The sequence below is a fragment of the Mesorhizobium escarrei genome, assembly GCF_935825525.1.
GTDB lineage: Bacteria > Pseudomonadota > Alphaproteobacteria > Rhizobiales > Rhizobiaceae > Mesorhizobium > Mesorhizobium escarrei.
Window position 1 is genome coordinate 54,020 of the sequence record NZ_CAKXZT010000117.1, and the last position, 22,048, is coordinate 76,067.

Genomic DNA, 22,048 nt, shown 5'->3' on the forward strand with positions numbered 1-22,048 from the left:
GGGCGACGGTGCATAGGGGCAATCAGGCGACCTTGAGATCCTTGACCGCCTTCTCATAGACATCCTTGATCGGCTTGGATACGTCTTCTGCGGCTTTCGTCGCCGCTGCCTGAAACTCCTTGCCCTGTTCGACCGTCTTTTCCACCTGCTTGCGCAAGAAGGCAGTCTGCAGTTCGATGAACTCGGAGGGCGATTTCACGGCAACCAGGGCTTCGAGGTGAGAAAAGCTGGCCTCAAGATTCGAGCGCAAAGCGGCGATCGTCTTCAGCGACAGTTCATCGCTGGCGCTCTTGGCTGTTTCAAAGGATGACTTGAAAGCCTTCTGGGTCGCCTCGGCGCCGGTCGCCAATTTAGATAAGGCTTCTTTCGACTGCTCGACGCCCTTTTCGGCGACGGCACGGAACTGATCGGTTACCTCGGTCGGGACTTCCACGTTCTCGATGATTTCAGCAGTTTTATCAGCGGTCTTGGTCATAGTTTCCATCCTTTGCGGCGGGCGACCTTTGTAGAAAAGCCGTCTCGTTCATCTAGGACCCTGACGTTACGGCATCCGCATTGCATTGCAACATTTTTGTGCGTCGCACCATGCTTTTTTTGCCTCAGCGTTAGCCACTGGTGAATTCTTACCGGGCGTGTTTTTGCGGACGACAGCTGAGAAAGTATTCAGGCAAGAATTGCAGAACAGTGGCCCCGCCTCAAACACCCCTGGTTCGGCCCTGCGATGTGGAGGACTTGGCCCCTGCCACGGTGGAATATCGGGTGTGACACCGTGCCTCGCATTTCTGGCACGAGATGCATGGCTGATCGCCAAAATCCGGAGAACCAGGCCGGCTCGGCTACAATTCGGCCAAAATCATGGTGCGGTCCTGCGCGCTCCAGGAGCGCAGCATCGGTGCTCGGCTGGAAGGAAAACAATTCCTGGCGCGGATCCCAATCTTGAACCCGGCACATGTCGAGAGGCTGCTCCCCTATCTGTTCCTGCTTGCGTTGATCTGCATCGCGCTCGGCTTCCGGCCGCTCCTGCCTGTCGATGAAACCCGATATCTCAGCGTCACCTGGGAGATGTATCTGAGCGGACAGATCTTCGTTCCGACGATGAATTTCGCGCCCTATCTGCAAAAACCGCCGCTGCTGTTCTGGCTTATCGACCTGGCCTGGGGCATTTTCGGCGCAAGCCGGGTTGCCGCGATGCTCGTCATCTTCGTCGCCTCGTCGCTCGTCATCGGGCTGACGACGCGTCTGGCAAAAACCCTTTTTCCCGGGCGCGACGACATCGCAAGCCGTATCCCCTGGCTCGTCGCCGGCAGCACCGTCTTCGTGATTTATTCGACGCTGATCCTGTTCGACATGCTGCTGACGGTCTTCGCGCTCGCCGCGCTTTTGTCGTTGCTTGCCTTTGCCAGGAGCGGCAACCGTTGGCACGCCGTGCTGGCGGGCCTGTTCATCGGACTGGGTGTCTTGACGAAAGGTCCGGTGGTGCTGATCCATGTCGGCGCGCCAATCCTGCTCTATCCGTTCTGGCGCGATCGGCAGGCCGGGCTGACGACCCCGAAATTCTTCGCCGGGGCAGGTCTGGCAATTCTCGCTGCATTGATCCCGGTGGCGATCTGGCTGGTGCCGGCGACCATCCAGACGGAAGGCAACTTCGTCTATGACCTTGTCTGGAACCAGTCGGCAGGGCGTGTCACCGGCAACCTGCACAACTCGCATGGCCGGCCGTTCTATTTCTATATCGTGCTGATGCCGATCATGCTCATGCCGTGGATCTTCATACCCGAAGTGCGGCGGCTGAAGCTGGGCGCCCGGATACGTGGCCTGATCGACACGCGATCGCCGGACCTGCACGCACTGCGCCTGCTGTCGTTCTCGTTCGTCGCGGTTTTATTGGTTTTCAGCGCGATATCCGGCAAGCAGCCTCACTATGTGGTGCCGATGTTGCCGTTTGCGACCATCCTGTTTGGGTATTTCATGGCGGAGATTCCCCTCGCTAAGCTCAGAAACGCGGCCTTCGTCCTGCTCGCCATTTTCGGCATCGGTCATGCCGCGGCATCAGTGACCGCTTTCAAACGCGAAGATCTCATGCCGCTGGCCAACTTCATCGACGAGCGAAAGAATGCGGACTGGGCTATCGCCTTCGACTATCAGGACGAGGTCGGCTTCCTTGCCCGGCTGCAGAAGCCGCTCGAAAGAACAGACAATCCCGAGGAATGGCTTCGCTCACATCCTGGCGGCTATGTCATCGACAAATCGAAGGACCCTGGGACGTCGAAGCAGATCGCTTTCCGCCTTCACGTCGAGCGCGGATATCTTGTCGTCCTCAAAAACCAACATTGACGTCATGGCTACTGGCAACCGACCGGCGCAGTCCGCAAACGCAACTGACCGCGACGTGGCCGGGCAGTCAGTTCTATCCGATCGCCTTTTCCAAAATCAGCGCCGGCAGCCCTGAGCCACCGCCACGGTCGGCGGTGTTCCCGGCGGGCAAAAACCCTTTCGAGCGGTAGAACGCGACGCTTGGAGCGTTTGCCTCCTCCACTTCGACACGCAGCGTCCGCGCCTCCGGAAAGCTGGCCTCGACCTCTTCCAGCAGCGCCTGGCCGATCCCTTGCCTCTGGTAGGCCGGATGCACGTAGAGCTGGTTCAGCATAACGATCTTCGCATCCGTGGTGGCTGCGGCGAAAGCCATGCCGCCGATGCGCTTGCCGTCGTCTGCGACCAGGAATTCGGAGTTCGGCCGTGTCAGCCGCGCCTTGAGCGGGGCGATCGAATGCCATTCATCAGAGATCTCGGTTACTTTGGCAGCACCATAGATGGCGTCGTAGGTGGCATGCCACGTTTCGACCAGCAGCGCCCGGATGGCAACCAGATCGCGTTCGCTGGCAGTGCGGACGAACATCGGTTTTCTCGCTGACGGCTCGCCTATGCTTCGACAGGTTTGCGTTTGAGTTCGATCAAGGCAAGCAGCACGACCCAGATGAGGAGCACCAGGCTGCCCGGCATGTTGGCCGCCATGGCGACATCGGAGAAACCTGTTGCCGCCGTGGCGACGCCGCCAATCAAGACGCCAACAGCCCCTGCGCTGCCGAGCAACGACATCCAGACTGGACAGTGCTTCGCCTGCTGGAACGCGATGTTGGCGAGCAGGACGGTCAGGCCGAGCAGCACGGCGCTCACCGCGGCAAAGCCGATTTCGATCTGCCGCACCGCAAAGGTAGCGTTGAACAGCGATGCCTTTGCGGCATCGTCGGCGACGGCCCATGCGTCGACCATGGCCTTCAGGGCGATGCCGTCGACTGCCTGCAAAGCCGCCGCAGCCGCAAGCGACGCCGCGCCAAATGCGATGGTGAGCAGAGCAAAATCCCGCGCCGGACCGTCGAACAGACGGCCAATGATCAAAAGCATGCCGGCGACCATCGCCACGACACCGGCAAGTTGGGCCATGTGACTAAAAAGCCAATTGTGATCGGCGGAATACTCGCCGAAGGCGCGAAGCGCATCATTCGGGTCCTCATGCATCGGATGCAGCAGCGTGCCGACGAAAAGCAGTACGGCACCTGCGATCAGCAGCGCCGACGAGACACCTGCCTGATTGCGCGGCCGTGGTCTTGCGTTCATTGCGCTATTCGATCCCGAGCTTGGCCTTGACGAGGTCGTTGACGGCCTGCGGGTTGGCCTTGCCACCGGTCGCCTTCATCACCTGGCCGACGAACCAGCCGGCCATGCTGGGCTTGGCGCGCGCCTGATCGACCTTGTCCGGATTGGCTGATATCACCTCGTCGACCGCCTTTTCGATGGCGCCGGTGTCGGTGACCTGTTTCATGCCGCGGCTTTCGACCAGCTGGCGCGGATCGCCGCCTTCGTTCCAGACGATCTCGAACAGATCCTTGGCGATCTTGCCGGAGATGGTGCCCTGCTTGATCAGGTCGATGACCGTGCCGAGCTGATCGGGCGAAACCGGAGCATTTTCAATACCCTTGCCGGCTCTGTTCAACGCACCCAGCAGATCGTTGATGACCCAGTTGGCGGCGAGCTTGCCGTCGCGGCCAGCAGCCACCTTCTCGAAATAGTCGGCGACCGCCTTTTCCGACACCAGGATCGAGGCGTCGTAGGTGGACAGGCCGAGAGAGGAGATCAGCCGCGCCTTCTTGGCGTCGGGCAGTTCAGGCAGATCCTTTGCCAGCGCATCGACATAGGCCTGGTCGAATTCCAGCGGCAGAAGATCGGGATCCGGGAAATAGCGGTAGTCGTGCGCTTCTTCCTTGGAACGCATCGAGCGTGTCTCGCCCTTGTTGGGGTCGAACAGTCGCGTTTCCTGGTCGATCTTGCCGCCGTCCTCGAGGATGGCGATCTGGCGGCGCGCCTCGTAGTCGATGGCCTGGCCGATGAAGCGGATCGAGTTGACGTTCTTGATTTCGCAGCGCGTGCCGAATTCACCGCCGGGCCGGCGCACCGAGACGTTGACGTCGGCGCGGAGCGAGCCTTCGTCCATATTGCCGTCGCAAGTGCCGAGATAACGCACGATGGTTCGCAGCTTGGTGACATAGGCCTTGGCCTCGTCGGCGGAGCGCATGTCGGGTTTGGAGACGATCTCCATCAGCGCCACACCCGAGCGGTTGAGGTCGACATAGGACATCGTCGCATGCTGGTCGTGCATCGACTTGCCGGCATCCTGCTCCAGATGCAGGCGCTCGATGCCGACCTCGATGTCCTCGAACTCGCCTTGCCGGTCCGGGCCGACGGAGACGATCACCTTGCCCTCGCCGACGATCGGCTGCTTGAACTGCGAGATCTGATAGCCCTGCGGCAAATCGGGATAAAAATAATTTTTCCGGTCGAAGACCGACTTGTGGTTGATCTCGGCCTTCAGCCCGAGCCCGGTGCGGATCGCCTGCTTGACACATTCCTCGTTGATGACCGGCAGCATGCCCGGCATCGCCGCATCGACGAGGCTGACATTGGCGTTTGGCGGCGCACCGAAAGCCGTCGAGGCGCCGGAGAACAGCTTAGCTTGCGAGGTCACCTGCGCGTGCACCTCGAGGCCGATGATGATCTCCCAGTCGCCGGTGGCGCCTGATATCAGGCGCTTGGCGTCGGGCGTGCGGGTGTCGATGAGGGTCATAATAGCCTGCGAGATATCGGTGACGGAATTCACGTCAAAGCGTGAGTTCCGCGTTTGAAGTGAAAGTCATCCGCTAATGCAAACCGCAAAAGGAGACAAGCGTAAAGCCGCCGGCTGGCAGGGGCAACCGCTATCGGAAAGGTTTGCGCTGCCCCTCACCTGCCTGCCGGCATCCTCTCGCCGTATAGTGACGGGGAGAGGGACGCTCTCATCGATGGTTTCGCCAATCACCCGCGTTGCAGAATGTCCGCCAAGGCTGCCGATAGCCCCTTCTCCCCGTCCCTATACGCTCCCTATACGGGGAGAAGTGCCCGGCAGGGCGATGAGGGGCGGCGCCGACTTCGACAAAAACTTGCTGGGCGATCTCAGGCCGTCGCTATATAGGCCCTGATCTCCGCTGCCTCGCGCTCGACATCCTCGATGCGCCGTTTGACCACGTCGCCTATCGATACGATGCCGTCGAGCAGGCCGTCCTTTTCCACAGGCAGATGGCGGAAACGGCCACTGGTCATGATCTCCATGACCTCGTTGACGGTGTGGTTCTCATTGCAGATCTTCACCTTGGGCGTCATCGCAGAACGCACCGCAATATCCAATGCTGCGGCCCCTTCCCTGGCGAGGACCCGCACGACGTCGCGCTCGGAAAGAATGCCGACGATCTTGTGATCGCCATTGGTGATGACCAGCGCACCGATCCTGTGCTCGGCCAGGATGCGAATGGCCTCGCTCAGCTTTTCGTTCGGCCCGAGCGTCAACACGTCGTGGCCTTTCTGCTCGAGAATTGCCTTAACAGTCATGGCGTCCTCCTCAGTTTTACTTGCCGGTTCCTGCCCTGACCGGCTTTTCCTAGTGCCAGACATCGTGCGCCGCGATCGATTGGTTTTCAAGTGCGGCGCCTTAATGCGCATCGCATGTCGTTGTCGCAAACCGCGGCGCAGCCTCGGTTCAAAACCGAGGGCATGCTTTTGGGCGACATACTTCAGGCCCTGAACTCATCCGCCTGCTGCCGCCGATCGAAAGCCCGCAGGCCGAAGAAACCGGCGACGAAACCGCCAATATGGGCCTCCCAGGCGATCTGGCTGTCGATGCCGGGCGCGAAGGCAACGAGGCCGGTGGCGAGATTGATCACCATCCAGATGACAAGAAAAGTCACAACGCCGCGCGAGCGGAACACTGCCGCCATCGGCAGCGGCGCGCCGGCGAAGGCGGCCTTGCCGGACGAGCGGTCGATGCGGAAGCCGAAGCGGGCGGCGGCCCCCATCATGCCGGAAATCGCCCCCGATGCGCCGACCAGCGGCGTCTGGCCGATCGGATGCACCGCCCAGAACAGCAGTACCGCCGCCAGCCCCGTCGCCGCGAAGAACAGGCTGAAACGAAGCGCGCCGAAGCGGTTCGCCAGCGGTGAGCCGAAAGCCGCCAGCCACACCATGTTGATGGCTAGATGTGCAAAGCCACCATGCAGGAAGGCATAGGTGAATGGGCTCGAAAACGCGTAAAAATCGAGGTCGAAGCGACCGGAATAGCGGATCGGAATGAAGGCGGTCCGGATCAGCAGGGAGAAATCCTGGTCGTCGGTGAGCCAGTAGAACCGGATCAGGTGAACGACGACGCAGATGCCGATCACCGCCAGCACAACGGGCGGCATGTTGAACACCGGCTCGCGGCGCGGCTCCGGCTCGCGGCCGACAGGTCCGCCCTCGCCCTGTTCGATTTCCGAGGGGCTTGCTGGTTCGCTCATATGGCTCGCACTCAGTCGCTGGATTCGACTTCGCGAGCATGTAGATCACGGTCACCCGATTCACAAAGGGGCGAATCGCCCCACGCAAATCAAAAATGGCGCGAATCAAAATTGGCGCGAATCAAAAAGAAGCCGTCCAAGGTTGCCCTTGAACGGCTGGTCGAGCCCCCGTGCTCCCCAAAACTCTTGACTGAAATGCTGCCGATCGCTGCGAAACGACCGCTTCTGGAGTGGTTTTAACGTGCCACGGGCCCGGGCGGAGCGCAACGTAAACCACTTGTTAACCTTAACGGCCCCGACCCGTGAACAAGTGTTAACGATGCTGGCACGCATCCTGCTCCGCAACGCATGTAGGTCCTCGGAGGGCGCCCTTCTGTTCACCGATGGGACATCAGACGACAGATTGCGCGGAGCAGCATAGCATGAACCAGAACGGATCGATCACGCTGTTCCATTATTGGAACCGGCTGCGTGACGGGCGCCCTGCCCCCAAACGTTCGGAAGTCGAGCCAGCCGACATCAAGTCGCTGCTGGCCGACACATTCATCCTGGAAAAGGATACGCGCGGCGAAGCGGTATTCCGGCTCGCCGGCACCAGGCTTTGCGCGGTCTATGGCCGTGAACTCAAGGGGTTTTCCTTTCCCTCGCTGTGGCGCGAGAAGGACCAGCGGCTTATCTCGAAACTGATCCACGGCGTCTTCGATCAGAAATCCGTATTGCTCATCACCTATGAAGGTTTCAGCCGCACCGACCGTTCCAGCAAGTTCGAGCTGCTCGCCCTGCCGCTCGACGGCGGCGTCGAAAATCCGCGCTGCCTTGGCGTGATAAGCGCCGCTGAAAAACCCTTCTGGCTGGGCGCGGATCCGATCGCCGACGCCCTGATCGATTCGATCCGTGTCGTCGATCCGGACAAGGAACCGATATTCCTCAAGAACCGGCCGGCCATCGACGTTCCCTCGCTTGTCCCGTCGGAACTCGATCCGCCCCAGACGATTTCGGCGCTCGGCCAGGCGCGCCGCATCCGCCATCTGGTCGTATTCGAGGGCGGGCGCGAGGAATAATCTAAAACCCTAAAGTAGCGGCGTCAGGTTTTCCCCTTTGTTAACCCGCTTCGCTGTAGCTTTCCGACGAAGTTCCTCGCATCAACGCGCGGAATGCCAAACGGGGTGTAGGCAGTCATGAGGTCAGCGGCGGTCGACACCGCGCCGTCCCAAGCTGAAAGGCGTAACTTTCAGCGCGTCCGCGTGAAGATTTACGGACGCTTCATGCTGGAGGATCGCACCGAACATCCGTGCCAGGTGGTCGACATGTCGCCGGGCAATGTAGCGCTTCGCACCGAGCGCATCGGCATGCCGGGCGAGAAAGTCATCGCCTATATCGATCACATCGGCCGCATCGAAGGCGTCGTCACCCGCATCTTGCAGGACGGTTTCGCGATGACGGTCATCGCGTCGGAACGCAAGAAGGACAAGCTTGCAGCGCAATTGACCTGGCTTGCCAACAAGCACGAGCTCGATCTGCCGGAAGACCGCCGCCACGAACGCGTGGCGCCGCGCAATCCGAGCAGCGTGCTTCAGCTTGGCGACGGGCGCCAATACCAGTGCCGCATCATCGACCTGTCGCTTTCGGGCGCCGCGGTCGAGATCGACGTCAAGCCGGCAATCGGCATCCAGGTCATGCTGGGCACCATGCGCGGCCAGGTGGTGCGCCATTTCGAGGACGGCATCGCCATCGAGTTCGCGGTCATCCAGCGGCCAGAGACGCTCGATTCCGAATTCAACGCATCCGGCACCTGACAAACTACAAACATTCCCGCAATCGAACCGGCCCATTTCGGCCGGTTTTTTGTTGCCTCGCGCCGGCCGACGCGGCCTGCCACCGATGCCGCGCCAAGGCGCCGCGCCGCGCCGATGTGATCCCCGCGAAAACGCCTCAACAATTTTATACTGAAATGATTCAAATTTTATGTCTATTCTATAGGCGTTTTACTTAATGTCTACTTCGAGCCTTTGCGTCGAATAAATCCAATCGTGTCATTGTCTCCTCAAACGGGGAGACTGGACGATGAAGAAGACGAGGGGCAAGCTGTTGCTCTTGGCAATGGCGACGCAGCTTACCGCCTGGGGAACAGCGTATGCAGCGGGACCTGCCTTCATGCACACCGGCAGCCGCACCACACAGCCGGTCGGCCATTACGAGTTCTGCCAGAAGATTCCGCAGGAATGCAATCAGCGGACGCCGAAGCAGGCGCCAATCGAGCTGACCCGCAAGCTGTGGGCGAAGATCGTGAGCATCAACAATTCGGTCAACAGCAGAATCACGCCGCGCACCGATATGGAACTGTGGGGCAAGGAAGAGGTCTGGTCCTATTCCAACAGCGAATTCGGCGACTGCGAGGACTATGCGCTGGAAAAGCGCCGCGCGTTGATGAGCATCGGCGTTCCGGCCGGCGACCTGCTGATGACGGTTGCGCGCCAGCCGAACGGAGACGGCCATGCGGTGCTGACAGTGCGCACCAGCCTCGGAGAGTTCATCCTCGATAATCTCGAAACCAGGGTGCTGTCTTGGACCGCCACCGACTACACCTACCTGAAGCGCCAATCGAGCCAGAATTCGGGCGCTTGGGTAACGATCAACGACGGCCGCTCCGGCGCGGTTGCCAGCGTCCGCTAAGGACGCGACGCAAAGACCCGGTCGAGTCCCCACTCCCCGTCCCCACGACCGGGTTTTAGGAGCCGGCCCCGTCCCCGGGCCGGCTCCACCTTTTTCAAGCGGCACGCTGTCCCAGAAGCGCCGCGCACTTTTGCGCGACATGCATTTGCGACGGCCGTGCCAGGTAGGGTCCGCACTCTAGGGGCGAGCCTCCAGCACCATGTTGAACGGCGTCTCCGCGGCGCGACGGAATCGCTTGAAGCCGCCGGCGGTCACCACCTTGCGCAACCTCGCCTCGCCGGCCTGGGCGCCAAGCCCAAGCCCGACTTCCTGCGACAGCGAGGCGGGCGTGCACACGAATGTGGAAGCGGCATAATAGACGCGTCCGACGGGATTGAGGTTCGCCGCTAGATGGTCATGCGCGAACGGCTCGACGATCATCCAGGTGCCATCCGGCTTGAGCGACCCGCGGACATGGGCGGCGGCGCCCTCTGGATCGCCCATGTCGTGAAGGCAATCAAAGAAAGCGACGAGGTCATAAGTGCCGGGATAAGTCTTGGCGGCCGCGATCTCGAAGCGCGTGTTGGCGCCGACTCCGGCTTCCTCGGCGGCCTTTCGGGCGCGCTCGATTGAAGCGGCGTGATAATCGAAGCCGACGAAGCGCGAATTGGGGAAAGCACGCGCCATGAGCACGGTCGATGCGCCGTGACCGCATCCGACATCCGCGACCTCCGCGCCGCGTTCGAGCTTCTCGACCACGCCCTCCAGAGCCGGCAGCCATGAGTCGATCAGATTGGCATTATAGCCCGGGCGGAAGAACCGCTCCGTGCCCCGAAACAGACAGGCGCTATGATCGTGCCACGCGACGCCCTTGCCGGACTGGAATGCCTGCCTCACCTTTTCTTCATCGAGCCACAGCGCGGATAGAACCTCGAATGCGCCAGCCATGAAGGCCGGGCTCTCTTCGTCGGCGAACACCAGTTCCTGCTCGGCGTTGAGATAGAATTGTTCGTTGGCTTCATCATAGTCAACATAGCCTGCCGCCGCCTGCCCGGAAAGCCATTCCCTGACAAGGCGTTCCTGGGTTCCGGTGCGCGTCGAAAGCTCGGCGGCCGTCATCTTGCCGCCTTCGCGCAATGCCTTGAACAGGCCGAGTCTGTCCCCCAGCAAGACCCCCGCGCCGGTAGCGATCGCGCCGAGATCGCCGACCATTTTCCCCAAGAATGCGTCCAACTTTTCCTGACTCGCTTCAGACATCGGAATCTCCCTTTGGGCTCGACGCCGATCGTGGTCTCTGGTCGGCTCCGGCAGCGGCCAAGCTGCCATAAAGGCTGGTGAAGTTTACTTGAGCGCGATGGCGGCGGATAATGCCGAGTTGTCATCGCCACGATGCAGATGAGACATCGGCGAGAGGGCGTTTCATGGAGATGCACGAAATCCGCTATTTTCTGGCCGCCAGCCAGACTCTCAACTTTCATCGCGCGGCGGACCTCGTTCACGTCGGCCAGCCGGCGCTGACGCGGGCCATACAGAAGCTGGAGGCGGAACTTGGCGGCTATCTTTTCCACCGCGAGAAAACGCGCGTCCGGCTCACCGATTTTGGCTGTCTGATGCGGACCCATCTGGACGAAGTTCTCCAGCGTTCGGAGACGGCCAGGAGCTTCCTCTCCCTGGAAACCGCGTCGCTGACGCTCGGGGTGATGTGCACCATAGGGCCCGCTGCGCTTCATCGGTTTCCTCAATGCCTTTCGAGAGCGCTATCCAGGCATAGAAGTGACCGTCATCGAGGGCGCGGCAAGCCATCTCACCGACCTTTTGACCGAGGGCAAGCTCGACGTCGCGCTGCTGGCCAGGCCCGAACCATTCGACCATGGCCTGAAGGCGGATCCTGTTTACCGGGAGCGTTTCGGCCTCGCTTTCGCGACCGGCCATCCTTTCGAGATGCGCAATACGCTTCAACTTACCGACGTCCGCGGCGAAGCCTATCTTGAACGCATCCATTGCGAATATGGCGATCACATTGACGGGCTCTGCCGCGACATCGGCTTGGAAATTCGCAGCTCCTTTCGCAGCGAGCGCGAGGATTGGATTCTGGCGATGATCGCCGCGGGCATGGGCGTCTGCTTCATCGCGGAATACTCGGCCAGCCATCCCGGTGTCTGTCACAGGCCCGTCGCCGACCCTGAAATCATACGCGAGGTATCGCTCGTTTCGGTGGCCGACCGCTTGCCTTCACCTGTTGTTTCGGCTTTTGCCAAGGCGGTGAAGGAGCACGACTGGCAAACGGCGCAATAGGTGGTCCGGTCGTTGTCCATAGCCGAACATTTTTGGGCAAGGCTGCGCGCTCAAGCCTTCGTCAGCCCCGCCTTGAAGCGTTTGCCGTTGGCGACGTAGTGCGCGGCCGAAGCGCGCAGGCTTGCCACCGCGGCATCGTCCAGTGTTCGCACCAAACGGGCGGGCGAGCCGACGATCAGCGAATTGTCGGGGAATTCCTTGCCTTCGGTGACCAGGGCGCCGGCGCCGACCAGCGAGTTCCTGCCGATCTTCGCGCCGTTCAGCACGATGGCGCCCATGCCGATCAGGCTGTTGTCGCCGATCGTGCAGCCATGCAGCAGGGCGCGGTGGCCGATCGTGCAGCCTTGTCCGATGGTCAGGGGAAAACCTGGATCGGTGTGCATGACCGTGTGTTCCTGCACATTGGTATCGACGCCGATGATGATCGGCTCGTTGTCGCCGCGAATGACGACGCCGAACCAGAAGCCCGCGTTGCGGCCGATCTGTATGTCGCCGATCAGGGTGGCGTCGGGCGCGATCCAGTTGCTGTCGGCGTCCTCGAAACCGGGGGCTTTTCCGTCGATCGAATAGAGCGGCATTTTTCTCCTCCGAATCGTCTCAGGCTGAAAGATCTGTCGACCCTAGGAGAGTGCCTGCCTGGGATGCAATGTCGATCAGCACGACGCCCAACGCCAAGATCGTCGCGGTGCAACCGCAAGAGATCAGCGCCGTCAGCCAACTGTAAAGCAAGGAGTGGGTGTTCGACCGGACCCATCTTTACCTTCCATTTACCATGAAATCGCACAGTCGTGTTTCGACAGGCGTGCTGCAAGAGCCGTGCCGCGCCACCGCCTGCGACACGCCCAGGATCGGGCGGCCGAAATTGGGGATCGCGATGAAGCAGGCAGCCACCGCCAACGGTCCGCAACTCACCGTCGTCGATTCCAGGCTGATGAAGCGGGTGTTTTACGTGTTCGCGACGCTGGCAGTGCTTTCGATGACGATCAGCCTTGGCGGCAAATGGTTGGGCCGCTCGATCGCCATGGCCGGATACACCGACGACACGACAATCCACGAGGTGGTGATCGGCAACAACGTCATCGCCGTACCGGCCAATGTCATCCGCTTCGACCAGGCGCGGCGCGACGGCATCGCCTCGCGCCTCGATCTCTATCTGCGTTATCCCGAAATGGACGGCTACAGCGAGGCCGCCCGCGACGATTTCAACCACACTGGACCCAGCAAAAGCATCATCTTTCTGTCGTTCGAACGACAGGTCATGTCGCGTGACATGAGCGGCCGCTTCGCCCCGATCTACAGCGCCCTGATCGTCGAGCCCGGCACGCCCGGCCCGGGCGGCACGACGCTCTACCGCTTCACCGAAAAATCAGGCTATTTCAACGAGGTGCTGGCGGTCGGCAATCGCCGGGGCAAGGACCCGTTCGTGGCCCGCTGCCTGAGCGGACCAAGTGCCGCGCAATCGCTGGCGCCCTGCGAACGCGACATTCTGGTCGGCGACAACCTCAGTCTCACCTACCGCTTTCCCATGGAATTTCTGAGCGACCGGCAGGCGCTCGAAGCAGCCATCGCCGCCGAGGCCGCGCGTATGCTGAAGGCAGGGCATTAGGATGATGGTGAACCGCCGCAGCGCTTGGAGGTATGGGGCTGCCTGCCGCCAGTCCCGGCTCAGGCCAGATCGATGTCGAGGATCGCCATCGAGAAATTATAGTCGCCGTCGTCCTCGTCCTTGAAGACGATGCCGAGGAATTCGTCGCCGACATAGACCTCGGCCGAATCGTCCTTGCGCGGCCGCGCCTTCACTTCAAGCTTGGGGTTCTGGAAGACGCGCTTGAAATAGGCGTCCAGCTTTCTGATTTCGTCCGGCTTCAAAAGTCTTCTCCGATCGTCGGTCTTGCTCGTTTGAGCGCGCTTCTGGCACGTCGACAATGGCGATGTAAAGGCAAGCTGGCGAGAGAACCAAGGCAATCGCTTGAGGTTTGCGCTGCCCCTCATTGCCCTGCCGGGCATTTCTCCCCGTATAGTGACGGCGAGAAAGACGCCTTTGCAAAGGATTTCGCCAATCTGCAGCGCTGCGGAAAAGGATGCCGACGTCGCGGCCAGCCCCTTCTCTCCCCGTCACGATGCGCCGACGTCCGACGCGACGAGCCCCTGCCCGAGCGCTCAGATATCGAAGCTGACGACGTGGTCCATCGACTGCGACGGCAAAAGCTGGTCCATCTGCCGCGAAGGCTGGTCGCAGCCGGTCTCGCCGACGACGCGGGCCGGCACGCCGGCAACCGTCTTGTTATGCGGCACCGGCGACAGCACCACCGAGCCTGCCGCGATCTTCGAGCAATGGCCGACTTCGATGTTGCCGAGGATCTTGGCACCGGCGCCGATCAGCACGCCGTAGCGGATTTTTGGATGGCGGTCGCCGCCGGCTTTGCCGGTGCCTCCCAGCGTCACGCCGTGCAGGATCGACACGTCGTCCTCGATCACCGCCGTCTGGCCGACGACGAGGCCGGTGGCGTGGTCGAGGAAGATGCCCTTGCCGATGCGGGCGGCCGGGTTGATGTCGGTCTGGAACACCGAGGACGACCGGCTCTGCAGGTAGAGCGCGAAATCCTGGCGGCCCTGGTTCCACAGCCAATGCGCCAGCCGATGGGTCTGGATGGCGTGAAAACCCTTGAAATAGAGCACCGGCATGATGAAGCGGTCGCAGGCCGGATCGCGGTCGTAATAGGCCTGGATGTCGACACGCACCGTCGACGACCAGTCATTGTCGTCGGCTGCCATCGCCTTGAATGTCTGGCGGATGAGATCGGAACCGATATCCTGATGGGCGAGTCGCTCGGCCAGCCGATGGATGACCGCCTCCTCCAGGCTTTCCTGGTTGAGGATGGTCGAATAGAGGAACGCCGCCAGCAACGGATCGCGGTTGACCGCCTCCATCGCCTCGTCGCGGATCGAGCGCCAGATCGGGTCGATCGGCTTCACCATGGTCGGGCGGGTAATCGTAACGCTGTTCATCAATGGTCTCCGGCCATCTGGTGTCTCCGGCTTGGCGCTCGCCTATTCTCCGGCCACATTCTGCGTATCGCGATCAAGATGATTCAGACGATGCGCATGTGCCAAAACCGCTGCGCACTTTTGGGCGACATGCTCTATAAGCCAGATCATAGCACGGTTGAACTCAATTTTCCTTAGTGCTTTGTCAAATGGATTTGGTTCACGGAAATTCAAGCGGCCATGGAAAACGAAGCCTTGATCGACGAGCCGCTGAAGAATGAGCTTTCCGCGCATTACCGGGCCGAAGGCCGCCACTATCACAGCCTTGCCCATATCGAGGCGATGCTGGTGCTGGCCGGCCATTATCGGGCATCGTTGCACGACCCCGAGGCGGTCGAGACGGCGATCTGGTTCCACGACGCCATCTACGACAGCCGGGCCAAGGACAACGAGGCGAGGAGTGCAGCCCTTGCCGAGAAAAAGCTAGCCGGCCGCATCGATGCGCAACGCCTTGGCCGCATCACGGCGATGATATCAGCCACCGCCACGCATGAATTGCCGCAGTTTGGCGACGAGAATGCCGTCCGCGACGCAGCGCTGTTCCTCGACATGGACCTGGCGATCCTGGGTGCGCCGCCTGATGCCTTCGACGCCTACGAACAGGCGGTGCGCCGCGAATATGGCTGGGTGGAGGAGCCGATGTGGCGCGCCGGCCGCAGTGCTGTTCTGAAGAGTTTCCTCGCCCGCGCGCATATCTTCCACACCGAGGAGTTCCGCCAGCGGTTCGAGGCTCAGGCTCGAGAAAACATGGCGCGCTCGCTCGAAGCGCTCGGGGCATGACCTTACGCAACTGCTAAAGCGCGTCGCAACCACCGGATCAGCGCGCTGCGGTGCAGAACCTTTGATGCCGGAGGGACAGCGCCCTGGACAGCGCCCCCCTCTGTCCTGCCGGACATCTCCCCCACAAGGAGGGAGATTGGCAGCTTCGGCGCTCCGCTGACTCTTGCGGCGGTAGCGATTGGCGAAAGCGGCGGTGACGGCCGATCTCCCCCCTCGTGGGGGAGATGTCCGGCAGGACAGAGGGGGCGCGACGGATCGCTACAGATCGGCTTTGCGCTCACAGCGGATTTTCGGCATAGAACTCCAGCACCCGCTGCTTGAAGGTCTTGTCGCCGACGGCCAGCATGTGGTCGCGGCCCTCGATGTGGAAAGCACTGGCGTTCGGCATCAAGGCGGCCAGTTCGTCGGGCGAACCGCCGATATCGTCCTTGGTGCCGACGGCAATCAAGGTCGGCTGGGCAATGCGCGCAATGTCGGCCTCGGCCAGCAATTCCCGCGAGGTAGCAATGCAGGCGGCCAGAGCCCGGCGGTCACTGCGGGTCTGGTCGGCGAAGGCGCGAAACGAGCGGCCGCGCGGATGGCTGGTGGTATCAGGATCGTCGGCCAGAAGGGCGGCGGCGATCGGGTCCCAGTCGCCGACGCCGTCGACCATGCCGACGCCGAGACCGCCGAAGACCAGCGTCGCCACCTTGTCCGGATCCGAAAGCGCCAGGAAAGCCGAGATCCGGGCGCCCATCGAATAGCCCATGACATGGGCGCGTTCGATGCCGAGATGGTTCAGCAACGCTGCCCCGTCGGACGCCATTCTTGCCGGCGTATAATCGGCCTCCTGATAGCTCTTCGACGAGGCGCCGTGGCCGCGATTATCGAAGGCGATGGCGCGGTAGCCGGCATCGTTCAGCGCCTTGAACCAGCCGGGCGACACCCAGTTGACGTAATGGGTCGAGGCAAAGCCATGGATCATGAGCACCGGATCGCCCTGCCCCGATGCCGGCTGGCGGTCGAGGAAGGCAAGATCAAAACCGTCATGGGAAAAAAACTGCATCTGCGATGGATCCTGCGCGTTCAGTTTTGCGCAGTGCCGATTGCCGGGTGACGCAACAAATCGCCGTCCTCGATGCCGCTCCTGGCGGCGGTGCCTGCCTTGAGCTCGAGCACGAAACGAACCGGCTCGCCGGGCGAGATCATCGCCTCGGATTGCGGCTTGCCTTGCTTGATCGCCCGGATCCTGCCGTCCTGACCGGCAAAGATCAGGTCGAGCGGCATCGGCGTGTTCTTCATCCAGAAGCTCACATCCCGAGCCTCCTCGAACACGAACAGCATGCCATGATCGTCGGCCATCTCCTGGCGAAACATCAGGCCGGCCTCGCGCTCGGCCGAGGTGTCGGCGATTTCGACGGAGAAAGAGCGTTCGCCGCCTTTCGTCACCGCGACCAGCGGCTGCGGGTCGACGGCAAGGATCATCGCCCGGCTGTCTGCCGAAGCCGGTCGCTGCGAATGGAAGAAAGCGCCTGTGGCGATGACAAAGGCGATCGCGGCGCAGACTACGCCCGTTGTCAGCCAGTTCCTGTAAGTCATTCAGAATCCTCGGCCATCGTCCTGGACCACGATCCCGAACCTACGGTTCGAAAAAGATCATGGTCAAGCAGAAAGCACCAGGTCGCATCCCGATTCGATTGGGGAGACTTTAGTGCGAGACGGGCAAGGTACCCATATCCGGGTGAATTTCGGCAGCCATAAGGCCTTTGTCGCCGCGCCCGAAGCGGACCAGCACGACCTGCCCCGGCCTGAGCTCGGTAATGCCGTAACGGCGCAGCGTCTCCATGTGGACGAAAATGTCCTCGGTGCCCTCGCCCCGGGTCAGGAAACCGAACCCCTTGGTGCGGTTGAACCATTTCACCAGCGCCCGTTCGAGGCCGCTTTCCGGCGTCACCGAGACGTGGGTGCGCTGCTCCTGCATCTCCGCCGGATGGGTCGCCGTGGTGAGATCCATGGAGAGGACGCGGAACGCCTGCAATCCGCGCTCACCTTGCTTGACCAGGCAGACGACGCGCGCACCTTCCAAGGCGGTCTGGAAACCGTCTTTTCGAAGACATGTCACATGGAGGAGAATATCGCCGGAAGAGCCGTCATCGGGAAGAATGAAACCGTAACCCTTGGCCACATCGAACCATTTGATAGCGCCCGCAACCTCGACAAGATCGGCCGTGTCGCCGCTCTCGTCTCTTTGCAAGGCGTCGTGACCGGTTCCGTCCCGCCCCATGAAAGAGGCTTTTTCCCCCATAAGAACGCCCCCTTTTTCCAAGAATACCGCAACTGATTCTTGACGTTAGATTAACACTTCCGCTTCTGGTGTATGCAAGACCTGAGCTGCCTTTTTTCACGGCTCATTTGCAGGAGTACCGGATTTGTTGTTTGCCGGCACGACAGGCTATCGGGAATTGCCCTTTGGCCGGGTGGTCCCTATGTTCCGGCGCAACGCAACATCTCGAGGGAAATCACATGCGCTATCTCCACACCATGGTCCGTGTCGCCGACATCGATGCATCGCTCGATTTCTACTGCAACAAGCTTGGCCTCAAGGAAGTGCGCCGCCACGAAAACGAACAGGGGCGCTACACGCTGATCTTCCTCGCCGCGGACGAAGACCAGCAAAGCGGCATCACCAACAAGGCGCCGCTGATCGAGCTTACCTACAATTGGGATCCCGAGGACTACAAGGGCGGCCGCAATTTCGGCCACCTCGCCTACGAGGTCGACGACATCTATGCCACCTGCCAGCAGCTGATGGACAATGGCGTCACCATCAACCGGCCACCGCGCGACGGCAACATGGCCTTCGTCAGATCGCCGGACGGCATCTCGATCGAGCTTCTGCAGAAAGGCCCGGCCAAGGCCAAGGCCGAGCCCTGGGCGTCGATGCCCAATACCGGAAGCTGGTAACCGGCCACATTGGGAAAGAATCCATTCATGCCGACCAGCCATGCCGATGTCGTCACTGAACATGCGAGCCGCTATCTGCAGCAGCTCTGCAAGCACTGGGCGCACAAGTTTCCCGTCGAGTTCGATCCGAACCACGGCACGATCGATCTCTCACTGGGCCGCACAGTTCTCGATGCCGACCCGGCAGCGCTGCATATCGCGGTAACCGCTGACGAAGCCGGCTCGCTGGAGCGCCTGGAGACGGTCGTCGCCGACCACATCAAACGCTTCGCTTTCCGCGAAGAGCTGACCTTCGATTGGAAAAAAGCTTCGGCAGCGTAGGCGACTACGCTCTGCCATTCCGGCCGGCCATCTCCAGCAGCGCTTGTATCGTGCGCCAGTTGCGCGCGGTGCCGGGCACTTTCAGCGTGCGCGGGATGAGGATGGCAAATACCGATTTGCCGAGGCCTTCCGGTGCATGCAGGTAAAGCACGTCGCTGTTGATCTTGAACCGTTCGGGACCGGTGCATTTTTCGGCCAGCCGCGCGACCTCGTCGGCGGTCGGCGAGCGCTCCAGCACATAGGCGTGAAGCTTGGTCGGCTCGCCGGCGACTTCCGGATACGGATTTTCAGCCACCAGCCGCTCGAACCAGCCGAGATCGCGCACCATGATGCGCGAAAAAAATCCCCATTTCTTCTCGAAGGCCGCTTCCAGCTTTTTGGTCAGCGTGGCCGCGTCGCCCTTTGCCGAACGGAACACGACGTTGCCGCTCTGCACATAGGTGGCGACGTCGCCAAAGCCGAGTTCCTCGAAGAACGACCGGAGTTCGGCCATCTTGACGATGCGGTTGCCGCCGACGTTGATGCCGGAAAACAACGCAACGAATATCTTCGGCCGGGCACTCATATTCGGGCGCTCATATGATGAACCCAGCGAGCGTCTCGTTGTCGGTGATGTCCTGATACTGGACGCCTTCGGCCTCGAAATTGGCGTTGAGCAGCTCGAAATTGCGGCGGTCCTTGGTTTCAATGCCGATCAGCACCGAACCGAAATTGCGCGCCGATTTCTTCAGATATTCGAAGCGGGCGATGTCGTCGTCAGGCCCGAGCAATTCGAGAAAGTCGCGCAGCGCGCCCGGCCGCTGCGGAAAGCGGATGATGAAGTATTTCTTCAGGCCCTCGAAACGCAGCGCCCTTTCCTTCACGTCCGGCAGCCGCTCGAAGTCGAAATTGCCGCCCGAAACCACCGCGACGATGGTCTTGCCCCTGATTTCCTTCTTCGAAAAATCCTTGAGCGCGTCGATCGCCAGTGCGCCGGCCGGCTCCAGCACCACGCCTTCGACGTTCAGCATCTCGATCATGGTCGCGCAGAGCCGGTTTTCCGGGATCAGCCGCACCGCCTCAGTGGCAAACGCCCTGAGATGCCGCAACGGCTCGCGGCCGATCTCGGCCACCGCGGCGCCATCGACGAAATTGTCGACCCTGGCGAGCTTGATGCGCTTGCCGGAGGCGAGGCTCTCGCTCAGGCTTGGCGCGCCGGCCGGCTCGCAGAAGACGAAGCGCGTGTCGCGGCGCTGGTCGGCGAAATAATGCGTCACCCCGGCCGCCAGACCGCCGCCGCCGACCGGCAGCATGATGATGTCGGGCATGCGCGCGCCAGGCATCTGGCCTGATATCTCGTAGGCAACGGTCGCCTGCCCCTCGATGATGTCCTTGTGGTCGAACGGCGGCACTATGTGCGCGCCGGCGCTTTCGGTGAATTCGAAGGCGGCGCGGTAGCAATCGTCGAAAAAGTCGCCGACCAGCCTGATCTCGACAAATTCGCCGCCGAACAGCCGCGTTTTGTGGATCTTCTGCTGCGGCGTCGTCACCGGCATGAACACCACGCCTCGCTTGCCGAAATGACGGCAGACGAAGGCAAAGCCCTGCGCATGGTTGCCGGCGGAAGCGCAGACGAACAGCTCGGCATCGTTGCCGGCGTCTAGCGCCTTGCGGAAGAAGTTGAAGGCGCCCCTGATCTTGTAGGAGCGCACCGGCGACAGGTCCTCGCGCTTCAGCAGCACGCGCGCTCCGGTCTTCTTCGACAGATAGTCGTTTTCCTGCAGCGGCGTCTCCGGGAAAATCTGGCGGATCGCGGCAGCGGCGACAGCGACGCGGGAAGAGAAACTGGACATGGCAAGAACACCCCGGATCGTCTGTGGTGTTCGCGAAGCTAGCACACGCCGTACGTGTTTGATTTGGCTTTCGCGCAACAGTGCGATGACTGTCGCACGCCGCTGAGCGCATTTCGGCAGGAAACGACTTACTTCTGCCGCACTTCGGCTGTCCGGGAGGGTTCGCGGAGGTTGGATCAAGCCTTTCGGCCGGAGTGGAATTCTAGCGTTGAAGAAGATTTGCATCCTTGTCCTTGCCTTGCTCGTTGCCGGCTGTGGCGGCCGGCAGACCGAGGAACTGCTCGGCAGCGCCATGGTGTCCGCGCCGGTGACCGAAATCGCCGGCAACCACAGCATCTTCATCGCCACGACGCGCAAGCGCTCCGACGATCCCAGCAAGGTTTTCGACCGCGAGCGCTCGGCCACGCTGAACTATGCCCGCGTCAACGTCACCGTGCCGGGAACCCACGAAGCCGGTCGGATCGAGCGGCGCTCGCGCGGCAAGTCGAACGATCCGGCCAAATACTTCATGGCCTCCGACGTCGTTGGCTACGACACCGCGCCGAAATTCTCCAGCGCGCTCAGTGCTGACATCGCCGCGCGCGGCGGCCGCGTCATGGTCTTCGTCCATGGCTACAACACCGGCTTCGACGCCGCCGTCTACCGCGTCACCCAGATCGCCCATGATTCCGGCTACCCGGGCACGCCGGTGCTGTTTTCCTGGGCGTCGGGCGCCAAGACCAGGGACTATGTCTACGACAGGGAAAGCGCCAGTGCTGCCCGCGACCAGCTGGAAGTGACGCTGAGAATGCTCGCGCAGACCGGCGCGCGACGCATCGACATCGTCGCCCATTCGCTTGGAACCTGGGTCACCATGGAAGCGCTGCGCCAGCTCGCCATCAATGGCGACCGCGATCTCGGCGGCAAGCTCGGCGACGTCGTGCTGGCCTCGCCCGACATCGATGTCGATGTGTTCAAGAGCCAGATGCGACGCTACGGCAAGCCGAACAAGCCCTTCATCCTGCTTTTGTCCGACGACGACCGGGCGCTGCGGCTCTCCGGCCTGATCGCCGGCTCGCGGCCGCGCGTCGGCGATTACAAGGACGCCGCCGACCTCGCCGACTATGGCGTGAGCGTCGTCGATCTCTCCAGCGTCAAGGGATCGGACCGTTTCAACCACACCAAGTTCGCCGACAACCCCGAGCTGGTGAAGATGATCGGCCAGCGGCTGCGCGAGGATGATGGATTTGCCAGCGACCGCGAGGTGACGGACCGCATCAGCCTGCTCGGGCAGTGAGGTGCGTTCCACGCCCTGTTGCGCAGGCTTTCGTCGTGCGTGTT

25 protein-coding genes and 1 pseudogene are annotated in these 22,048 nt (G+C 61.6%); 11 read left to right on the forward strand and 15 right to left on the reverse strand.

From position 1 onward, the window contains the following. Positions 1 to 22 precede the first annotated feature (22 nt). Positions 23 to 475: a phasin gene (locus NMG80_RS10215; protein WP_254017976.1), complete on the reverse strand. Its 453-nt coding sequence runs from the start codon at positions 473 to 475 to the stop codon at positions 23 to 25. Positions 476 to 936: 461 nt separating this feature from the next. Between NMG80_RS10215 and NMG80_RS10220 the strand changes: the two genes are divergently transcribed. Next, positions 937 to 2,334: an ArnT family glycosyltransferase gene (locus tag NMG80_RS10220; protein WP_254017977.1), complete on the forward strand. Its 1,398-nt coding sequence runs from the start codon at positions 937 to 939 to the stop codon at positions 2,332 to 2,334. 73 nt (positions 2,335 to 2,407) lie between these two features. Here NMG80_RS10220 and NMG80_RS10225 read toward each other — a convergent pair whose 3' ends face one another. From NMG80_RS10225 to NMG80_RS10245, 5 genes are all read right to left on the reverse strand, one after another. After that, positions 2,408 to 2,896, reverse strand: coding sequence for a GNAT family N-acetyltransferase (locus NMG80_RS10225; RefSeq protein WP_254017978.1), 489 nt, complete (start codon positions 2,894 to 2,896; stop codon positions 2,408 to 2,410). A 23-nt stretch (positions 2,897 to 2,919) separates the two neighbouring features. After that, the gene (locus NMG80_RS10230) at positions 2,920 to 3,615 is read right to left on the reverse strand and encodes a hypothetical protein (RefSeq protein ID WP_254017979.1); all 696 of its coding nucleotides are present in this window, start codon (positions 3,613 to 3,615) and stop codon (positions 2,920 to 2,922) included. Positions 3,616 to 3,619: 4 nt separating this feature from the next. Next, positions 3,620 to 5,119 (reverse strand): Asp-tRNA(Asn)/Glu-tRNA(Gln) amidotransferase subunit GatB, encoded by a 1,500-nt coding sequence (gene gatB / locus NMG80_RS10235; protein WP_254017980.1) that lies wholly within the window; start codon positions 5,117 to 5,119, stop codon positions 3,620 to 3,622. Between the two features lie 365 nt (positions 5,120 to 5,484). Continuing rightward, positions 5,485 to 5,916, reverse strand: coding sequence for a CBS domain-containing protein (locus NMG80_RS10240; protein ID WP_023798170.1), 432 nt, complete (start codon positions 5,914 to 5,916; stop codon positions 5,485 to 5,487). Positions 5,917 to 6,098: 182 nt separating this feature from the next. Then, complete coding sequence (locus NMG80_RS10245; RefSeq protein ID WP_254017981.1) at positions 6,099 to 6,857, reverse strand: rhomboid family intramembrane serine protease; 759 nt, start codon at positions 6,855 to 6,857, stop codon at positions 6,099 to 6,101. Between the two features lie 422 nt (positions 6,858 to 7,279). On the opposite strand from NMG80_RS10245, the gene NMG80_RS10250 reads away from it, so the two are divergent. From NMG80_RS10250 to NMG80_RS10260, 3 genes are all read left to right on the forward strand, one after another. Next, on the forward strand, positions 7,280 to 7,918 hold the full coding sequence (locus tag NMG80_RS10250; protein WP_254017982.1) for a PAS domain-containing protein: 639 nt from the start codon (positions 7,280 to 7,282) through the stop codon (positions 7,916 to 7,918). 117 nt (positions 7,919 to 8,035) lie between these two features. Next, positions 8,036 to 8,653 carry a PilZ domain-containing protein gene (locus NMG80_RS10255; protein WP_254017983.1) on the forward strand — a complete coding sequence of 206 codons (618 nt, stop codon included), beginning with the start codon at positions 8,036 to 8,038 and terminating at the stop codon, positions 8,651 to 8,653. A 268-nt stretch (positions 8,654 to 8,921) separates the two neighbouring features. Then, on the forward strand, positions 8,922 to 9,530 hold the full coding sequence (locus tag NMG80_RS10260) for a transglutaminase-like cysteine peptidase (RefSeq protein ID WP_254017984.1): 609 nt from the start codon (positions 8,922 to 8,924) through the stop codon (positions 9,528 to 9,530). A gap of 177 nt (positions 9,531 to 9,707) precedes the next feature. Here the strand turns inward: NMG80_RS10260 and NMG80_RS10265 are convergent, their stop codons facing one another. After that, positions 9,708 to 10,766: a class I SAM-dependent methyltransferase gene (locus NMG80_RS10265; RefSeq protein ID WP_254017985.1), complete on the reverse strand. Its 1,059-nt coding sequence runs from the start codon at positions 10,764 to 10,766 to the stop codon at positions 9,708 to 9,710. Positions 10,767 to 10,936: 170 nt separating this feature from the next. On the opposite strand from NMG80_RS10265, the pseudogene NMG80_RS10270 reads away from it, so the two are divergent. Then, positions 10,937 to 11,053: pseudogene (locus NMG80_RS10270) on the forward strand (helix-turn-helix domain-containing protein); the annotation flags it as partial. 229 nt (positions 11,054 to 11,282) lie between these two features. After that, positions 11,283 to 11,804 carry a LysR family transcriptional regulator substrate-binding protein gene (locus tag NMG80_RS10275; protein WP_254017986.1) on the forward strand — a complete coding sequence of 174 codons (522 nt, stop codon included), beginning with the start codon at positions 11,283 to 11,285 and terminating at the stop codon, positions 11,802 to 11,804. A gap of 50 nt (positions 11,805 to 11,854) precedes the next feature. Here the strand turns inward: NMG80_RS10275 and NMG80_RS10280 are convergent, their stop codons facing one another. Beyond that, the gene (locus NMG80_RS10280) at positions 11,855 to 12,382 is read right to left on the reverse strand and encodes a gamma carbonic anhydrase family protein (protein ID WP_254017987.1); all 528 of its coding nucleotides are present in this window, start codon (positions 12,380 to 12,382) and stop codon (positions 11,855 to 11,857) included. A gap of 296 nt (positions 12,383 to 12,678) precedes the next feature. Between NMG80_RS10280 and NMG80_RS10285 the strand changes: the two genes are divergently transcribed. Beyond that, positions 12,679 to 13,410, forward strand: coding sequence for a hypothetical protein (locus NMG80_RS10285; protein ID WP_254017988.1), 732 nt, complete (start codon positions 12,679 to 12,681; stop codon positions 13,408 to 13,410). 59 nt (positions 13,411 to 13,469) lie between these two features. Here NMG80_RS10285 and NMG80_RS10290 read toward each other — a convergent pair whose 3' ends face one another. Both NMG80_RS10290 and cysE read right to left on the reverse strand, forming a co-directional pair. Next, positions 13,470 to 13,673: a DUF3126 family protein gene (locus NMG80_RS10290; protein WP_013531334.1), complete on the reverse strand. Its 204-nt coding sequence runs from the start codon at positions 13,671 to 13,673 to the stop codon at positions 13,470 to 13,472. A 291-nt stretch (positions 13,674 to 13,964) separates the two neighbouring features. After that, complete coding sequence (cysE, locus tag NMG80_RS10295; RefSeq protein WP_254017989.1) at positions 13,965 to 14,813, reverse strand: serine O-acetyltransferase; 849 nt, start codon at positions 14,811 to 14,813, stop codon at positions 13,965 to 13,967. Positions 14,814 to 15,032: 219 nt separating this feature from the next. Here cysE and NMG80_RS10300 point away from each other — a divergent pair, with 219 nt between their 5' ends. Further along, positions 15,033 to 15,632 (forward strand): HD domain-containing protein, encoded by a 600-nt coding sequence (locus NMG80_RS10300; RefSeq protein WP_254017990.1) that lies wholly within the window; start codon positions 15,033 to 15,035, stop codon positions 15,630 to 15,632. A 277-nt stretch (positions 15,633 to 15,909) separates the two neighbouring features. Here the strand turns inward: NMG80_RS10300 and NMG80_RS10305 are convergent, their stop codons facing one another. The 3 genes from NMG80_RS10305 to NMG80_RS10315 all read right to left on the reverse strand — a co-directional run bounded on the left by NMG80_RS10305 (position 15,910) and on the right by NMG80_RS10315 (position 17,916). Continuing rightward, a complete protein-coding gene (locus NMG80_RS10305; RefSeq protein WP_254017991.1) occupies positions 15,910 to 16,677 on the reverse strand; it encodes an alpha/beta fold hydrolase in 768 nt (255 codons plus the stop codon). A 20-nt stretch (positions 16,678 to 16,697) separates the two neighbouring features. Continuing rightward, on the reverse strand, positions 16,698 to 17,210 hold the full coding sequence (locus NMG80_RS10310; protein ID WP_254017992.1) for a DUF192 domain-containing protein: 513 nt from the start codon (positions 17,208 to 17,210) through the stop codon (positions 16,698 to 16,700). Positions 17,211 to 17,319: 109 nt separating this feature from the next. Next, complete coding sequence (locus tag NMG80_RS10315; RefSeq protein ID WP_301943347.1) at positions 17,320 to 17,916, reverse strand: cold-shock protein; 597 nt, start codon at positions 17,914 to 17,916, stop codon at positions 17,320 to 17,322. A gap of 218 nt (positions 17,917 to 18,134) precedes the next feature. On the opposite strand from NMG80_RS10315, the gene gloA reads away from it, so the two are divergent. Both gloA and NMG80_RS10325 read left to right on the forward strand, forming a co-directional pair. Further along, the gene (gene gloA / locus NMG80_RS10320; protein WP_254017994.1) at positions 18,135 to 18,575 is read left to right on the forward strand and encodes a lactoylglutathione lyase; all 441 of its coding nucleotides are present in this window, start codon (positions 18,135 to 18,137) and stop codon (positions 18,573 to 18,575) included. Positions 18,576 to 18,602: 27 nt separating this feature from the next. Next, on the forward strand, positions 18,603 to 18,896 hold the full coding sequence (locus tag NMG80_RS10325; protein ID WP_254017995.1) for a DUF2218 domain-containing protein: 294 nt from the start codon (positions 18,603 to 18,605) through the stop codon (positions 18,894 to 18,896). Between the two features lie 4 nt (positions 18,897 to 18,900). Here NMG80_RS10325 and NMG80_RS10330 read toward each other — a convergent pair whose 3' ends face one another. Then, positions 18,901 to 19,461, reverse strand: a complete 561-nt coding sequence (locus NMG80_RS10330) for a DUF1697 domain-containing protein (RefSeq protein WP_254017996.1) — start codon at positions 19,459 to 19,461, stop codon at positions 18,901 to 18,903. 10 nt (positions 19,462 to 19,471) lie between these two features. After that, positions 19,472 to 20,728: a threonine ammonia-lyase IlvA gene (gene ilvA / locus NMG80_RS10335; protein ID WP_254017997.1), complete on the reverse strand. Its 1,257-nt coding sequence runs from the start codon at positions 20,726 to 20,728 to the stop codon at positions 19,472 to 19,474. A 208-nt stretch (positions 20,729 to 20,936) separates the two neighbouring features. Here ilvA and NMG80_RS10340 point away from each other — a divergent pair, with 208 nt between their 5' ends. Next, entirely contained in the window at positions 20,937 to 22,004 is a 1,068-nt protein-coding gene (locus NMG80_RS10340; RefSeq protein ID WP_254017998.1) for an alpha/beta hydrolase, read from the forward strand. The last annotated feature ends 44 nt before the right edge of the window (positions 22,005 to 22,048 follow it).

Bases quoted from the DNA above. Each gene is read 5' to 3' on its own strand.
- NMG80_RS10215 (WP_254017976.1), bottom strand. From the start codon at position 475: ATGACCAAGACCGCTGATAAAACTGCTGAAATCATCGAGAACGTGGAA.
- NMG80_RS10225 (WP_254017978.1), bottom strand. From the start codon at position 2,896: ATGTTCGTCCGCACTGCCAGCGAACGCGATCTGGTTGCCATCCGGGCG.
- NMG80_RS10230 (WP_254017979.1), bottom strand. From the start codon at position 3,615: ATGAACGCAAGACCACGGCCGCGCAATCAGGCAGGTGTCTCGTCGGCG.
- gatB (WP_254017980.1), bottom strand. From the start codon at position 5,119: ATGACCCTCATCGACACCCGCACGCCCGACGCCAAGCGCCTGATATCA.
- NMG80_RS10240 (WP_023798170.1), bottom strand. From the start codon at position 5,916: ATGACTGTTAAGGCAATTCTCGAGCAGAAAGGCCACGACGTGTTGACG.
- NMG80_RS10245 (WP_254017981.1), bottom strand. From the start codon at position 6,857: ATGAGCGAACCAGCAAGCCCCTCGGAAATCGAACAGGGCGAGGGCGGA.
- NMG80_RS10250 (WP_254017982.1), top strand. From the start codon at position 7,280: ATGAACCAGAACGGATCGATCACGCTGTTCCATTATTGGAACCGGCTG.
- NMG80_RS10255 (WP_254017983.1), top strand. From the start codon at position 8,036: ATGAGGTCAGCGGCGGTCGACACCGCGCCGTCCCAAGCTGAAAGGCGT.
- NMG80_RS10260 (WP_254017984.1), top strand. From the start codon at position 8,922: ATGAAGAAGACGAGGGGCAAGCTGTTGCTCTTGGCAATGGCGACGCAG.
- NMG80_RS10265 (WP_254017985.1), bottom strand. From the start codon at position 10,766: ATGTCTGAAGCGAGTCAGGAAAAGTTGGACGCATTCTTGGGGAAAATG.
- NMG80_RS10280 (WP_254017987.1), bottom strand. From the start codon at position 12,382: ATGCCGCTCTATTCGATCGACGGAAAAGCCCCCGGTTTCGAGGACGCC.
- NMG80_RS10285 (WP_254017988.1), top strand. From the start codon at position 12,679: ATGAAGCAGGCAGCCACCGCCAACGGTCCGCAACTCACCGTCGTCGAT.
- cysE (WP_254017989.1), bottom strand. From the start codon at position 14,813: ATGAACAGCGTTACGATTACCCGCCCGACCATGGTGAAGCCGATCGAC.
- NMG80_RS10300 (WP_254017990.1), top strand. From the start codon at position 15,033: ATGGAAAACGAAGCCTTGATCGACGAGCCGCTGAAGAATGAGCTTTCC.
- NMG80_RS10305 (WP_254017991.1), bottom strand. From the start codon at position 16,677: ATGCAGTTTTTTTCCCATGACGGTTTTGATCTTGCCTTCCTCGACCGC.
- NMG80_RS10310 (WP_254017992.1), bottom strand. From the start codon at position 17,210: ATGACTTACAGGAACTGGCTGACAACGGGCGTAGTCTGCGCCGCGATC.
- NMG80_RS10315 (WP_301943347.1), bottom strand. From the start codon at position 17,916: ATGGGGGAAAAAGCCTCTTTCATGGGGCGGGACGGAACCGGTCACGAC.
- gloA (WP_254017994.1), top strand. From the start codon at position 18,135: ATGCGCTATCTCCACACCATGGTCCGTGTCGCCGACATCGATGCATCG.
- NMG80_RS10325 (WP_254017995.1), top strand. From the start codon at position 18,603: ATGCCGACCAGCCATGCCGATGTCGTCACTGAACATGCGAGCCGCTAT.
- NMG80_RS10330 (WP_254017996.1), bottom strand. From the start codon at position 19,461: ATGAGTGCCCGGCCGAAGATATTCGTTGCGTTGTTTTCCGGCATCAAC.
- ilvA (WP_254017997.1), bottom strand. From the start codon at position 20,728: ATGTCCAGTTTCTCTTCCCGCGTCGCTGTCGCCGCTGCCGCGATCCGC.